At 54.9% G+C, this 14228-nt stretch carries 15 protein-coding genes, 1 pseudogene and 1 other annotated feature; of the genes and pseudogenes, 8 read left to right on the plus strand and 8 right to left on the minus strand.

Features of this window, described 5'->3' with window-relative positions; translation table 11 throughout:
* Positions 1-266: 266 nt before the first annotated feature.
* Complete coding sequence (locus J3U95_RS27325) at positions 267-1766, plus strand: recombinase family protein (protein ID WP_208281636.1); 1500 nt, start codon at positions 267-269, stop codon at positions 1764-1766.
* 72 nt (positions 1767-1838) lie between these two features.
* Here the strand turns inward: J3U95_RS27325 and J3U95_RS27330 are convergent, their stop codons facing one another.
* Positions 1839-2270, minus strand: a complete 432-nt coding sequence (locus tag J3U95_RS27330) for a hypothetical protein (RefSeq protein WP_208281637.1) — start codon at positions 2268-2270, stop codon at positions 1839-1841.
* A 111-nt stretch (positions 2271-2381) separates the two neighbouring features.
* Here J3U95_RS27330 and J3U95_RS27335 point away from each other — a divergent pair, with 111 nt between their 5' ends.
* Complete coding sequence (locus tag J3U95_RS27335; protein ID WP_208281638.1) at positions 2382-2645, plus strand: helix-turn-helix domain-containing protein; 264 nt, start codon at positions 2382-2384, stop codon at positions 2643-2645.
* Positions 2646-2823: 178 nt separating this feature from the next.
* Here the strand turns inward: J3U95_RS27335 and J3U95_RS27340 are convergent, their stop codons facing one another.
* A complete protein-coding gene (locus tag J3U95_RS27340) occupies positions 2824-3273 on the minus strand; it encodes a hypothetical protein (RefSeq protein ID WP_208281639.1) in 450 nt (149 codons plus the stop codon).
* A gap of 117 nt (positions 3274-3390) precedes the next feature.
* Positions 3391-3771: a hypothetical protein gene (locus J3U95_RS27345; protein WP_208281640.1), complete on the minus strand. Its 381-nt coding sequence runs from the start codon at positions 3769-3771 to the stop codon at positions 3391-3393.
* Between the two features lie 324 nt (positions 3772-4095).
* Here J3U95_RS27345 and J3U95_RS27350 point away from each other — a divergent pair, with 324 nt between their 5' ends.
* The 3 genes from J3U95_RS27350 (at position 4096) to J3U95_RS27360 (ending at position 6097) form a co-directional block, all read left to right on the plus strand.
* A complete protein-coding gene (locus J3U95_RS27350; RefSeq protein ID WP_208281641.1) occupies positions 4096-4515 on the plus strand; it encodes a type II toxin-antitoxin system RelE/ParE family toxin in 420 nt (139 codons plus the stop codon).
* A gap of 97 nt (positions 4516-4612) precedes the next feature.
* Positions 4613-5041, plus strand: coding sequence for an addiction module antidote protein (locus tag J3U95_RS27355; protein ID WP_307728420.1), 429 nt, complete (start codon positions 4613-4615; stop codon positions 5039-5041).
* 423 nt (positions 5042-5464) lie between these two features.
* On the plus strand, positions 5465-6097 hold the full coding sequence (locus J3U95_RS27360; RefSeq protein ID WP_208281642.1) for a hypothetical protein: 633 nt from the start codon (positions 5465-5467) through the stop codon (positions 6095-6097).
* A 152-nt stretch (positions 6098-6249) separates the two neighbouring features.
* Here J3U95_RS27360 and J3U95_RS27365 read toward each other — a convergent pair.
* Positions 6250-7448 (minus strand): IS3 family transposase gene (locus J3U95_RS27365; protein WP_208281643.1). Its coding sequence is split into 2 segments (ribosomal slippage): positions 6250-7169 and positions 7169-7448, totalling 1200 coding nucleotides; the frame shifts between segments, so codons are not numbered across the junction.
* Positions 7449-7522: 74 nt separating this feature from the next.
* On the opposite strand from J3U95_RS27365, the gene J3U95_RS27370 reads away from it, so the two are divergent.
* Positions 7523-8197 carry a hypothetical protein gene (locus J3U95_RS27370; protein ID WP_208281644.1) on the plus strand — a complete coding sequence of 225 codons (675 nt, stop codon included), beginning with the start codon at positions 7523-7525 and terminating at the stop codon, positions 8195-8197.
* 251 nt (positions 8198-8448) lie between these two features.
* Here J3U95_RS27370 and J3U95_RS28860 read toward each other — a convergent pair whose 3' ends face one another.
* The 3 genes from J3U95_RS28860 to J3U95_RS27385 all read right to left on the minus strand — a co-directional run bounded on the left by J3U95_RS28860 (position 8449) and on the right by J3U95_RS27385 (position 11592).
* On the minus strand, positions 8449-8973 hold the full coding sequence (locus J3U95_RS28860) for a cold shock domain-containing protein (protein ID WP_208281645.1): 525 nt from the start codon (positions 8971-8973) through the stop codon (positions 8449-8451).
* A 544-nt stretch (positions 8974-9517) separates the two neighbouring features.
* The gene (locus J3U95_RS27380) at positions 9518-9817 is read right to left on the minus strand and encodes a hypothetical protein (RefSeq protein WP_208281646.1); all 300 of its coding nucleotides are present in this window, start codon (positions 9815-9817) and stop codon (positions 9518-9520) included.
* A gap of 203 nt (positions 9818-10020) precedes the next feature.
* Positions 10021-11592 carry a hypothetical protein gene (locus J3U95_RS27385; RefSeq protein ID WP_208281647.1) on the minus strand — a complete coding sequence of 524 codons (1572 nt, stop codon included), beginning with the start codon at positions 11590-11592 and terminating at the stop codon, positions 10021-10023.
* A 443-nt stretch (positions 11593-12035) separates the two neighbouring features.
* Here J3U95_RS27385 and J3U95_RS27390 point away from each other — a divergent pair, with 443 nt between their 5' ends.
* Positions 12036-12728 (plus strand): hypothetical protein, encoded by a 693-nt coding sequence (locus J3U95_RS27390; protein WP_208281648.1) that lies wholly within the window; start codon positions 12036-12038, stop codon positions 12726-12728.
* Between the two features lie 126 nt (positions 12729-12854).
* Here J3U95_RS27390 and J3U95_RS27395 read toward each other — a convergent pair whose 3' ends face one another.
* A complete protein-coding gene (locus tag J3U95_RS27395) occupies positions 12855-13247 on the minus strand; it encodes a hypothetical protein (RefSeq protein ID WP_208281649.1) in 393 nt (130 codons plus the stop codon).
* A gap of 260 nt (positions 13248-13507) precedes the next feature.
* Between J3U95_RS27395 and J3U95_RS27400 the strand changes: the two are divergent.
* A pseudogene (locus tag J3U95_RS27400) lies at positions 13508-14103 on the plus strand (IS3 family transposase); the annotation flags it as partial.
* Positions 13786-13902, plus strand: a sequence feature (AL1L pseudoknot). It overlaps the preceding pseudogene by 117 nt.
* Positions 14104-14228 lie beyond the last annotated feature (125 nt).

Here is a 14228-nt window from a genome sequence, read left to right on the forward strand (position 1 = left end):
GTGCTACGCCGACGCCTGTTATGTTCAACTTCGCTTTCCAAAATAGTCCCCGCCAAAATTTAGTGGGGACTACTTTGCGACCGGCGCCGTTCAGTGTCTAGACGGTGCTGATTTGACGCTTACGACTACTTCCTGTTTTCGCAAGCCGAGCTGGCAGCCAAGCCGGTCTACTTAAAAGCTTCCAACTTAGACGAGTTTGCATTCGCCAGACACGTTTTACTTGAAACGATGTTCGGCACTCCTGGAGTCAGCAAGGCGGAGGACCCATGCTAAACCAAGGCCGTGTATGCGCAGCGCTCTATGTTAGAGCGTCTACGGAACATCAAAACTACTCGACTAGCCATCAGGAAGCTGCGCTACGTGCCTATGCTGACAAGCAGAACTGCGAGATCGTCAGCATCTTTCGCGATGAAGGCCGAAGCGGCCTGACGTTAGGCGGCCGTCCTGGATTGCTCTCCCTATTTGAGACGATCAGATCTGGACAAGCTGAGTTCACAACTGTCCTGGTCTATGACGTCAGTCGTTGGGGGCGCTTTCAGGACATCGATGAGGCTGCTTTCTACGAGTACGCATGCCGGCGCGCCGGGATAACGGTGTGTTACTGCGCAGAGTCGTTCGACAACGATGGCTCCCTGATCGCTACCCTAGTCAAAGGACTCAAGAGAGCAATGGCGGCAGAATACAGCCGTGAACTATCTGCTAAGGTCTTCCGTGCGCAAGTACGATTTACCGAACTCGGCTACAAGCAAGGCGGCACTGCCGGATACGGATTGCGTCGCATGGCTCTGTCAGCAACTGGTCAACCGAAAGGCATCTTACAGCCAGGGGAACGAAAGAACATGCCTAGTGATCGAGTGACCTATGTGCCAGGGCCACCAGACGAGCAAGCCGTGATCCATCGAATCTACGCGATGTACCTTGACGAACGGATGACTGACGTCGGTATAGCCGCAAGGCTCAACAGCGAAGGAGTCTCAACCTGTACGTGCAGGCCCTGGTCGGCGCACTTGGTAAAGCAGATACTGACCAACGACAAGTACGTCGGCACGATGACCTTCAACCGCGGCACTCAGCGAATGCGCACTACCCGCCGTGCTAATGATCGGGAAAAGTGGGTGCGTAGAGACAATGCGTTCGAAGCAGTCGTGTCGCGAGATAGGTTCGATCAAGCAGCGATCGAACGCAAACAGCGCCGACGGCAATGGACTGATGATGAGATGCTTGACGCGCTGCGTGACCTGTTCATAGAGCACGGGAAAGTGACACCAGCTTTGATTGATGCTGGGCCAGGGCCAGGAGCGAAATCGTACGCTTTTCGCTTCAATGGTCTTATCTCTGCCATGGGGCTAGCGGGCGTCAGCTGGCCCTCCTTACCTCATGCGACCATTACACGTTACCGACTGCGTTGCGTCACACGTGACATGACAAACGAACTCGTCCGCTGTATGACGGAACTCAGGGCCGAGGTGGAGGCAATCAGCCCGCGTACATGGCGCGTTAGAGATATCAAGGTGCGTCTGCTCTGCACACGCTGTCGATATGAGCGCAGTTACCCCTGCTGGAAGGTGACACTAGCTCACGACCCGGCTGTAGATTTCGTGATTTGGGTACGTATGGATCAGTCTAATGAGCGTGTGGAACAGGTGTACCTCATCCCCGTAGCAGACTTCCCAGACCATCAATACATTTGGCCGTCGACTAGGACACTGCTGAAGTACGAACGCTATGCGTACTCTGGGCTACGCGCGTTGTTTGGTCTCGTCTAGAGTTTAATGACTGCTTTCGGACAGACTAGCGAGACTTTTGGCACTCACAGTGAAACCGACAATGCTGAAAGACTAGTGAGCCAACGTTAGGATAGTTGATTCCTCGATTGCATCATACCCATCAGTGTCCCGTTCAGAAATAAACTCGTACACTTGCTCGCTCAAAACTGCCGGGTCTTGGTTTTCGAGGAACAGCATGTATTGCTCGCCCAACTCAGGGCAAGGCAAAAAGAAATCTACGATCTTAGAACGTATCACTGCAATCGGTGGCCTAGCAAGCCCCACTCTGTCGATAGCTTCCATCCTTTGCTCATAACTGAACAGCAACCTGGCAAGAAAGTCATCGATGCTTTGTCCTTCGACGTAGTCGCGATAGAACTCTTCCTTAGACTGAATTTTCCGGCAGTAAAGTGCGAGCGCTTGCTCTTTGGTCTCGGCCATTACGTACACGGGGGGTACGTCGAGCGCTCCATCCTCTGAAAGTACCAAATACCGTTTTTCCATTTTCTCCTCCAAGAGTACCCAGCAGTACACGCTGACAAAGATGACGCAATGAAGTGTATTGTGACTTAAAAGCGGCTGACGTAAAAGCGGCGCTTGCACAGACTAGCGGTGATGCCTTCCAGACCCGCGCCGCTTACGCCCTCATCTGCCAACTCTGTGCGGTTAATCCTCGCTGAGAACATCGTCCGTCTACGCGCGCAGAAGGAGTGGTCGCAGGAAACGCTGGGATTTGAGGCAGGACTTCATCGTACGTTCATAGCTCACGTAGAACGAGGCGTGAGAAATATATCGATCGACAACCTCGACAAAATCGCGTGCGCGTTTGGAATTGCAACGTATAAGCTGCTGGAGCCTCATACTGGACAGCCCACCTAACGCCCTATCGGAGCTTGGCTCAATTGGTCTTGGCGTCATTTTCAGTGTCTCGGTTGCCCGGCTGTATGCATCCGATGTTATCTCGACACGCTTATCGGTTCTGACTTTCTGATTAGACGGCGGACGATTCCGAAGCATTGCGAATGTCTGCAACCGACCCAGAGCGGTCATTAGCAGGCTAGAAGAAACGGATGAGAGGTTCGGTAGTCGCAATGACACTAAGACAGCCGTTGCTGCTTACGACAATCCATTCACGGTGTGAGCCAATCGCAGCTGTGACGTTCAACATACCGCTCTGCTCCTCTTGTTCAGCCCAACCGCCGCGCTTCACTTCGTGAACGAGGTGGCTTGAGTTGTCAAACGCTTTGCTGCGCCAGTAAGGAAGCAAGTCACCTTCATCGAGATAGCGAAATCCTTTGGGACCTTCAAACACGATTTCAAGAAATCTGTCCTCGTCATCGTCGTTTGCACTCAACTGGATCAATGCACGCAAGACCAGGGAACTGAACGTGACCTCGCAAAGATCAGAGTTCTTCAAGTTCGGGATGGGTGGCCCAAATGTCTCGACAATGATTGTCTGACTCATACTCGCCTTTCCTGCATTTCCATGTTCGATCTCGGCTGCCACAAACGTCTGCTCCTGGCCGAACCTGGCCGTTGAGCTCAGCATATCAGGTCGTTAAGGACGAAAAATCGCAGAGTGTCACGAAGGACCGCGTCCGACCCATAGCGGACGAAGCGCGAACTAGCGATGCCACACCAGATCAAGATCGCCGTCAACGAACCCAACAGCAACTCCTTCCCTGGACTTAAAGACTTCGCCTGCGCCATCCTCGTCAATAGTTGCAACCACCAGCCGCTTCACCCCAGCTAAACACCCCTCCCATGAGCGGGAAGAAAACGCGACCGGAATCTCGAGCATACGAGGGGTGGCTGCCCAGACCTCATCGCAGGCCCAGTCGCTGTCCTCGATGTCAAACTCAGATGAGCCAATCAGCTCAACGGCGAAAGGCGAGCTGTCATTGTCTAGCTCACATAAATTGAACGAGAACGCGCGAACTGATGCGGGAATTGCTGTGCTGGCGGAACCCATCAACCAGGCTTTGAAGTCCTCTTCAAAGGTCATCTTGTTCCTCATGCTGCCGTTCTGTTGAAGGTCCGTTTCTGGCCGAACCCGGCCATTCAGCTCAGCATAGCAGGTGGCCAAAGGCCGAAAAGTCGCGGACTGTCACCAATGACCGGACCCGACCCAAAGCGGACATGTCAATCGAAGAAGGGCTTGCATGCAACGACGCGACTTGATTGTGGTCCCTTATTAAGAATGAGCCAGAATAACATACACCCTCAAAAATCTTGCCTGTCCGACCTTTTCTAAATTGCAAGTTTTTGCGTATTGTCGTCAGCTTTCACGCCTTCGTCAAACCCTGTATCCGATTGATTACGAATTCTGTTGACCCGCTGTATCCGAATGATTACAATAAATGCGTCAAGTAAGTCGTTAACCAGCGCAGCAAACGTTCTCAAGGATCACGCATGGATTTCAAAATTTATAATTTTTCTCCACATGCAAAAATTTTCCGTAGTACCGCACCCCGCCTTTAAGGCGTTTCTGCTTTCGATTAAAGATCAAAAAGTTCGTGGTGCAGTTGTCGCCCGAATTGATCGGCTTGGCCGCGGCAACGCAGGAGATCATGCTCCTGTTGGCGGCGGACTTTATGAGCTACGTGTTCATTTAGGAGCAGGTTGGCGTATCTATTACGCCCAAGTCGGAGAGCAAGTTTTACTGCTTGTCGGCGGTGGCACTAAAGCCAACCAGCTGCAAGATATCGAAGTCGCCAAACAGCGTCTCGATAAGTATAGAGACGGCTAACGAAGCTGCACCCTCTGCCCTACGGTTTGCGCCGCAGGGCAGAGGTACATGTAACACCGAGTGTCAAAGAATACCTACCTCCACTTTAGGAGTGAAAATGATGAGCAACTCACAGAAGAACTGCGTGTTCGCTGGGAGCCATGGTACTGAGGCGGCCCCGCAAGGCGGCACAGATGCAATGCAAGACGAAGTAAAAACTGAACGATTCAATCTCAACGCGATTGAGGAGTTAGGAGAATTTGATCCGGCCGAATTCCTAACATCGGAAGAATCAATTGCCGCTTATCTCAACGAGTTTCTTGAGGATGAGGACTCATCAATGCTTACGCACGCGCTTGGGACAGCAGCTCGAGCTAAAGGAATGACGACCGTAGCAAGAGAGAGTGGCCTAGCTAGAGAATCGCTATACAAAGCACTCCGCGCGGATAGCTCTCCTCGTTTTGATACCGTGGTTAAGGTAATGAAAGCGTTCGGAGTGCGTTTGATAGTTCAACCCATTCAGAAAGCTCGGGAAGACGTTCTGTAACGCAGAGTGAATAGCGCGCTAATGAATCAGGCAATTTGGCGCCAGGAAATGGACAAGGAATGTGCTTAGCACTCCGCTTAGACCTTTGAAAATTTTTGGAGAGATAATACACATCCGTTCGCTGGGTCTGTCCGTCATACTTACCGTTGCACTGATCCACGGAGACGCCTGCGCATAATACGCCTCCGTTGTCAACTCGGCAACGCAACGAGAAGTACAGGAACGCGCGAAGCTCCAGTCGGCCCGCGTAAAGCTTCATGACGCCCAATATTGGGTCGCTCTACATCCCGATGCTCTACGGTAATTGTCGTTGACGACTTGCCATGGTTCGTCCATGATGGATTTTTGCTAAATTAATGGTTAGCGCCCGATGTATTAAGCGCCAGCACCGTGGCTCGGCGTCGAAGAGAAGCGAACAAGTGAATGCCCTACTATAAAAACAACCGGTCTACTGCGCCTGCCGTCACCGCCGGTCATCTCTACTATGTACGGCTGAAGACCGGCTTCGGACCGATGTACAAACTAGGCTTTACCAGCCTGCCGAGTCTCGAAGAACGCTTCGCCTATCAAGGCCAGGGGGACGAAGCCTTGCTGGACCGGCAGCTTCTTTTCGCTTTCCGCGACGATGCTTACCATATCGAGCAGCAGCTCCACGGCCATTTTTCGGAAAAGCGCGCGTTTGGCAGGTATTCCAGCAATCGCGCGCTGCCTCTTTACCAGAATGGGCAATCCGAAATCTATCTCGAGGATATCCTGCAGCTGGATCTCGCCTATTCGAAGGGACAGGCGGAAAAGACGCGAGCGTGCCTGCGCGACGCGCGAGTGCATGGCATGCCGGACAATCCTTGGTGGTGGAAGCCAGTCATGCTGGCCATTGCCTTACCATTCCGTCTGGTCATCGCAACCGCCGTTGTCCTGCTGAGAACGGTCGAGCATATTTTCGATACGCTCGGCAAGGTACCGCAAAACAACCGAGGCACGCTGTTTGGCGCGGCCGATGAGCGAGAGCGGCTGGCAGACGAGCAGCGGAGGCAGTTGGAAATCCGGCGTTTGTAAAGTGGACCCATCGGTCAAGACAGTTTTTCAGCGAGTTTAAGCTGTGTCGTTTACTGTCACTGCAGCTGGTCGGCGCTGCCCCGTGATAACCCCTTCCTTGCCGCTGGAGAGCCGTACCCTCCAGTGGCCGCCGCCGGCAGGCAAGAAGGCGCTTATGCCGCTTCCAGTTCCGCGACCTGCGCACTGCCGTACTTGTCGACGATCAGCGCGCCGCCACCGCTGCCACTGCGATAGACGCTGGCAGGCGTCTTGTAGCCGAGGGACTGGTGCGGCCGCTCGGCGTTGTAGAACGCGAAGTATTGCGCCAGACCGACCGTCAGTTCGGCCATGTTGGCGTAGCCCTTCAGGTACACGTCCTCATGCTTCACGTTGCGCCACAGGCGCTCGACGAAGATGTTGTCCAGCGCCCGGCCGCGCCCGTCCATACTGATGGCCACGCCCTCGCGCTTGAGCACGCCCGTGAAGGCCGCGCTGGTGAACTGCGAGCCTTGGTCGCTGTTGAAGACCTCGGGCCGGCCGTGCTCGCGCAGCGCGTCTTCCAGGCAGTCCACGCAGAACGACGCGTCCATGCTGTTGCTAAGCCGCCAGGACAGTACGCGCCGCGAGTACCAGTCGATGACCGCCACCAGGTAGGCGAACCCGCGCGCCAGCCTGATGTACGTTATGTCCGTACTCCACACCTGGTTCGGGCGCGTGACCGCCACGCCGCGCAGCAGGTAGGGATAGACCTTGTGCTGCGGCTGCGCCTTGCTCGTGTTCGGCCCCGGCGCCATGCCCGCCAGTCCCATGCTGCGCATCAGGCGCTGCACGCGCTTGCGATTGACGACGCGGCCCGCTCCTTGCAGGAACACCACCATGCGCCGGCTGCCGTAGAACGGTCTGCTCGTGTATTCCTCGTCGATCAGGCGGCACAGCAGCAAGTCCTCGGCGCACGCCTCAGCCGGCACCGTGGCGGTGAGCCGCCGGTACACTGTCGCGCGTGGCACTTCGGCCAGCTCGCACTGACGGCTCAAGGGCAGCTCGTCGGCGCCGTCGACCCAGCCGACCCGCGCGTCCAGATTCACACTCCCAACTTTTTTTTAAGCCAGTCGTTCTCCATCTTCAGCCGCCCAATCTCGCCGTACAGCCGATCCTCGCCGCTCTTGTCCTCGGCCGGCTTCGGGCCCCGCTTGGTTTCGAACAGGGCGCCTGCCGATTCCAGGATCTCCTTCTTCCACTGTCCGACCAGCTGCGGATGTACGCTGTACGCCTGCGCGATTTCCGTGATCGTCTTCACTCCCCGCACCGCCTCCAGCCCTACCTTGGCCTTGAATTCGGCCGTGTGTACCTTGCGCTTTTTTGCTTCACCCATTCGTCGCCATCCTTTCGTGGACGACAGCTTAAACTACCCCGTGGTCGCTGTCTCAAAAGGTGGATCCACTATATTTGCTCGACTGGGCCCGCGCGAATCGATGCGATGCGTCCTTTGCACAGGTATCGACATCTGCTGCGACCTCACTAAAACAGCAGAGTACATGTAATGGTGCATCACTTCATGACGACGTACTTGACGCCGTGGTTTTTTCTGAGACAGCATCAACAGCGCTGGCGGAAGCGGCAACGTGCCTGGCACGACCGCAACTGGATAATGTCGGCCAAGCGACATTATCCGACGAAACGAACGCGTGGATAAAAGTGTGGCAGCACTTGCAGTGTGCAAAGCCGTCTACTGCAGCTGCGGCATCCGTCCGCCTTACAGCAGCATACGGCCTTACGGTAGCAAGCGCTAAACTGTACAGCGAGAGCGTGATCGACTTGCAAACCTTTAGAGCAGCAGTCGGCGATTTGCTTGGTTACGATAAACAAAGTTACGACAATTGGGTGCAGGTAGTGGGCCACTTTGCCGACCTCGCAAAACCATTCGGACTATCGGTCAGTACAGCCGACGCGATGGCAATCATAAGCGCGGCTTCGAGAAGGTTAAACGAGAATGAAGTCGTTTCGCCAATTGGCCATGACCGCGCGATCTCGCTTGAAGAGTTCGACGTCGAGCGCGCTTTGCGGAGGGCAAAGCTGGGTGCAAAGAAGGCGCAGTTTCGCATGAATCAGCCTGCTGAATAACTCTCTTCGAGCGGCTCGTACCAGGGTGTTCCCTTCTGCTCGCAAGCCGCCGGTACTCAGCTGAACCCTGCGTGGCCCGTAGTCGGAGACGATCGATGCTACTTCAACATTCTGCAAAGGTCACACTTCTACCAACATATTTGCACAGGCTCCGAGCTTCAAGGCTGATGAGTTGAACGTCTGCTCCTGGCCGATTGCGGAAGGTCGGCACGGCTCAGTTTACCCGGCTGTTGCCTGCAGAGTAGGCGTTCTTAATTGCACCATTGCTGTTCGCAAGGGATTCCATCGCCATCACCGTCCAATTCAGGAACCTGGCATCGTTCCTGGTGAAACAGCGCTTCAGCGCACGATGCCATTTTCGAACACGAGTTCTTTTCTCGGGTGCACTGAAACTCTGGATGTGGCCTCAGCGCATCTCTGGCCAAAACGATCTTGTATACGCTCGCAGAGATTGTGCTGTCCTGGTTTGAGAACCGAACGTAGCCGACATATCCAAGCATGAGTAGAAGCACCAAACCAAGTACAGCAGAAGAGAAGCCGCCTGAAGAACTTTGCCTGAGTGAATTGGTCCCAACAAGCTCCGCAGCAACCGCTTGGAGTCGACCTTTGTCGTCTCGCCGAATCTTATAGGTCACCAAGCTTCCCAAAAGTGGACGATCTTTCGTTTTGCGAAGTGCAGATATATGCAGGAACGTCCGCTCACTCGTCCCGTTTTGGATTATGAAACCGAAGCCACGTTCATCGTTCCACTCGATGACTCTTCCTTGAAGGCGCATCTTTTTATGATTCCTGACTGTAGGGCTCGCTTTTTGAACGAGTAGTTATTGGCCGAAACCGGCTCGTCACGATAGGTTAACAGCACTTAAAGCAGAAAACCGCGGGTCGTCACAACTGCTGTTCTCCTATCGTTTTCCGACCGGAGCGCATACGTCAGCGAACAGCTCTGGAACCGGAAGGCCGTTCACTTCAACATCCTGCAACGTGACAACGTTGTAATCCACAATTATGCCTGTACTGGTTTCTCTGGCCGTCAGAATCACTCGGCCCGCCTCCCCGCCCACTACGCTAAGCCTCTTGACGGTGATCGTATGCGACAGTGTTCCGAGCTTGAGTGCATGAGTCAGATCTTTGCGCCGAATATATGTGGTCATCAAGCTCTTCCAATAGGTTGCTTCTTAGGGGCGCCATGCCTGTGTCGATGATCCTTTGCATGCCACCTGGCGCAAATTCAATTGCACCCTGTTTGAGGAAGGAGCAGTTAGCACCTGGCCAGTGCAGCTTGAACGTTTTTTTGGTATGAGGCTTGATCGACGTTTTCTGTTATCGAATACGGCGCAGGGTGTACATAGGATTGGTTGCTGTGTTCCGGTTTACGATTGTGAATGCGATAGCAGAACCTTTCATCAACCCATCCTTATAGGTCACCTTGACCAGGTTTCCGTTCGTGGTGTAGTCGACCTTTTCGATCACACCCATTGCCTCGGTTTCCCCAGGGCGGAACGTAATTGTCATCGGTACGAGTCCGTCTGCCTTCCAAGTTCCTTCAAGAGGGCCAGGCGAACGGTTGCATCCTGCCAGGGTCGCCACTAATAGCAGCGCTGCGATAGTATGGTTTCTCATCCTGTTCCTATCCATTTTGTAGCCGGCTGCTGGGCCAACCACCGTGAGGTACTAAGCTCACGAACTTCCGGTTTCAACAGAAGGCGGCGGTTCAGCTCAGCATAGCAGGTAGCTATGACGAAAAAATCTCAGACTGTCACGAAGGTCCGCGTCGATCCGAAGCGGACCTACCGACCGAGGACGCTCTCGCGAAGACCGTTATCTCAGCTGGGCAGCGCTGCCAGCATCTCCGCCAGCGCCTTTTGCGAATGCTCGTTAAGCTTGCGAGCTATTTTGAGATGAAGGGCGGCCAACCGGCCCGCCGCTTGGGCTTCGAGAATAAGTGGCCGCACCAGCCGCTCGGCCGCTTCGTGGAATTGCTGCGAGGTCGCGTCCAGCTGCCTGGCCAGCTCCTGGCGCGCGGTGTCGAGCTGCGCGCGGAACACGGTCTCGAACTTGTGACGCTGGTGCCCGATTTCGCCGTTCTTCCGTTCCTCCGGGTTCATCAACCACTTGATGACACCGGCAACCAGCACCGTGCCACCGACGAAAGGCGCGACTGGCGCCACTAGGGGGATGACCGCGGAGGCGCCCAGAAAATACACCGCTGCTCCGGTCCCCAATGCAGTCAAGCCGCCCATCCTCAAGGTCGCTTCGGCGGCGCTCTCGGCGCCATTCTTGAGACGCGTGCTCCAGCGCAGCGCAGGTGCCGAATCGGCAAACCGGCTGTGATGCAGCCGTCTCAGGAGCGTGCTGCGGGACAGCGCCATTTCTTCCTGGAAGAGCCGTAGGTCTTCATGGATCAGCCGGAGCGACTCCTCGCGCCTAGAAATGATCCGGTTGATCCTTCTCTCCAGCTCTTTACCGAACGTGGACTTGGCAATGCTTTCCCACACCACCTTGCGCTTCCACTGGTCCGTGCCAAGGCGGTCGGCGACTTCACGCTCGAATGCGTTACCGGCGTCATAAATATATTCCTCGATGTCCTCGTCAAACGTCTCACGTTCGAACGCGATCCGCGCATCAGAGATCGCCAGGCGTTGGCGCACCTGCTTTTGCAGAGCGTATGACGATTCGAGGAATGCCGAGGACATTTCGCGGGTCGCTTCCATGTCCGCGATGCGCTGGTTGAACGCGCTGATCTCCTGGGTTACACGCGCGCACGCCGCCATCATGCGCTGGGCAAGTTCGGCTTTGTCGAGGATGCCCTGTTCGAACTCGAGTACGGCCCCCGCGAGCGCGACGTCGCCGGTGGCGCGCACGCATAAGTCCGCCAAGTCGGCGTATTTGCGGCCCTTGAGCAGGCGTACCGAACCAACGCTGACTTTGTTCCAGATCGTTTGATCGTCCGCGGGGAACCTGTCCAGCTCGTTCGGCGGGAGTTGATAACGCAAGGCGCGAGCGAAACTTTTTGCCAGCTCCCTGCCGCGCGTTCCTTGTAGCGACAGGAGTTTACGGGCCGCCTCGAAGGCGGTCGAGGCGGTCGCTTGCCCGATGCCTTCGGACGCCTTCTCGAGCTCGAGGAAGGCGGCTTTCCAAGGCAATGGATGTTCAACGTATTCCAGCAACACGACCTGTGCCAAGGCCGAATCGTTCAGCAGCGTCACGACATCGTCCAAGGCATTGAAATCAGCAACGTTGAGCACGCCGTCGGAACTGGCGATCGCAGCCACTGCCTTAAGATAAGCGGTGGGAAACGTGGCGTCCTTTGAGACGTAGTCCAGCAGTTCACTGTGATGCGCGGCGCCCTGCTGGCCGAAGTTCGCGAAACTTGCTGTGGAAGCGCTGGAGGTCATTGGATGTGTTGGCAGGTTATCGTGTCTTGCTTAATATTATCATTTGGACTCTGCTGGGGTAAGGCATTGCGATTGGTGCCGAGATTTTCAGTTTTTCGACCGACCGCTTCTGGCCGGTTGCTAACGCTCAGTGTACGTCAGCAACCGACCCAAAGCGGACCTATATGCCTACCACTAAAGAGCTTATCGCATCCCAAACGAGTACGCCCAAGCTGGCAAAAATACCTACGTAGGCGAGCCAGACCGTACCGGCCAAAGCACGAACACCACCCGGAGTTTACCCCCCAACAGCGTAGGCAGCCGTATACTGAACTGTTAAGGCAGGCTGTATATCTGGTCGATCGCACCCTGCCGGTCATGCTTCTCCCACTTCTCCGCTTCGCGCATATACTTGTTGGACCGGCGTCACTTAACGCCACTAAACTAGATCAAAGGGCAGCGTCATGGATCAGAACGGCAAAAATAGCCAAAGGGCTTTAGCTCTTATCAGGTTGATCTCCGAAGAACAATGGTATTTGGCGTCGAGGAATGGCGAAATGCGCTTGCGAACCCCTCATTATTTTAGGAACAAGGAAGATCCAGGCAGGGGCGATAGGCACGAGTCCTGCGTTGGCCATTGGAGTAAGACACTAGGTCATGAAATGCCGACTATATCAAAAGATGGGGTCCCAATGGATATGACAGACGTGGAAACTCTTCTAATGTATCCGATAGATGAGCAGAAAGACGCTTGGATGCAATCGTGGTCCATTATTGGCCCCGATAACTATTATGAAGAGTCGCTACAGAGATTAGTGAACGAATTCGGGCCTTATTTCGTCTTGATGCCTGCGAAACACATAGCGACTTATGCCGCCATGCTTGAACAGGCCACTGGTGCATCAGTTCGCTACGGCCCGGTTCAATATTCGGATGATCCTATGCAGCGCTCCCTTACCGTGAAGGATTCGGAGTTTGCCTATCAGAAGGAATTTCGATTCTTCGTTGGCGAATGCTCCAAGTTCGAAACGCAGGATAAGGACATCCGCCTTGAGGGCATTAACAAAATTCTCTCTAGTGGAGAATCGCTGAAATTTGAGACAGCAGGCAAGAAGACGTATTTCGGCCTCGGTCAGAAAACGATTATTTGCGCCTAATCACTAGAGCAGCCCGGTGTGACTGCTTTTGGCCACTTGCAGCCCGTCGCTTAAGGCCGCAGTCGACCCAAAGCAGACCTTTAACGCCCCGTTCGTGTACGTTTGTCAGGACCTTAGGCCACTGACTTAGCCACGCATCAGCTCGTGTTGGCTTGCCGCCCCTATGCCCCCTAGTTTCTCAACAAGTTGTTTCGCGCGGTCCTCGTCAAGCATATATGTCAGCAGAGGATTCGCCAGCTCATGCAAAATCTCTCCGACTAGTTCTTCATTGTTTTCATCAAAGTCCACGTCGTCTCTGCCTTCGATGGAGTTGGCCCAGACTTCGATATCGTCCGCCGTCAAAGTGCCTTCTAAGAATTTCTCTAGTGCACCTAAAAGATGCTCTCGTGTCAGGTGAACATTCGGACCTTCATAATCCCAACAAAATGTAGCCAACGCGCTAATGAGCTCGTCCATTGGCTTAGACAATTCAAGCAACTGGCGCACTAGTGAAAGCCGGGATGCCTCATCTGCTCGCATTTGATTCCTTTCAGACTACTCAGCTTGAACCCGACCTTCGCCGCAACGCTAAGTTACTTGTTGCGGCTGTCCAGTTAAGGAAGACGCATGGGTTACTGTATGCCATGCGGTTTCTTGAGGACTGAATCGCCACGACTATCGTAGACACTCCTGAGCCTATGATTATAGGTTCAAGGAGAAGTTATGAGCGGCAAGCGGTACCCTGAAGAATGAACCGCCCCGGGTTTTGTAGAGGCTCCATTCTTTGAGAAAATGGAGCTATGAAGAAGCAACCCAAGTATTCCCCTGAAGTCATCGAGCGCGCTGTGTGCATGGTCAGCGAGGCTGCCAGCGAGTACGAATCGCAATGGGCCGCCTTCACGTCGATCGCAGCCAAGATCGGTTGTACGCCTGAAACTTTGCGCCGCTGGGTACGCCAGCAGGAGCGCGATACCGGCTAGCGTCCGGGGCCGACCACGGCCGAAGAGGAACGCATTAAAGCGTTGGAACGAGAGCTGCGCGAGCTGCGCAAGGCAAACGAGATCCTGCGTCTGGCGAGTGCGTTTTTCGCCCAGGCGGAGCTCGACCGCCGCTTCAAGCCGTGAGGAAGTTCATCGACCAGTACCGCCATGCTTACGGTGTCGAGCCGATCTGCCGGGTGATGCAGGTCGCGCCGTCGGGTTACTGGCGATACGCCGCGCAGCAGCGTAACCCTGAGTTGCGTTGCGCACGGGTCCAGCGCGACGACGTACTGAGCGTCGATATCGAGCGAGTCTGGCAGGCGAACATGCAGGTCTATGGAGCTGACAAGGTCTGGCGCCAACTGCGACGTGAGGGGACTGATGTGGCCCGTTGCACGGTAGAACGCTTGATGCGCAATAAAGTGGACCCATCAGTCAAGACACTCAGCCGGTTAGTTTAAGCTGTGTCCATTTCCACTTCAGCAGCTGCCCGGCGCTGCCCCGTTTCACTGTTTTTCTCCGGCTCCTGGTCCGTGTCGCC

This window comes from Massilia oculi (assembly GCF_017582745.1).
GTDB lineage: Bacteria > Pseudomonadota > Gammaproteobacteria > Burkholderiales > Burkholderiaceae_D > Telluria > Telluria oculi_A.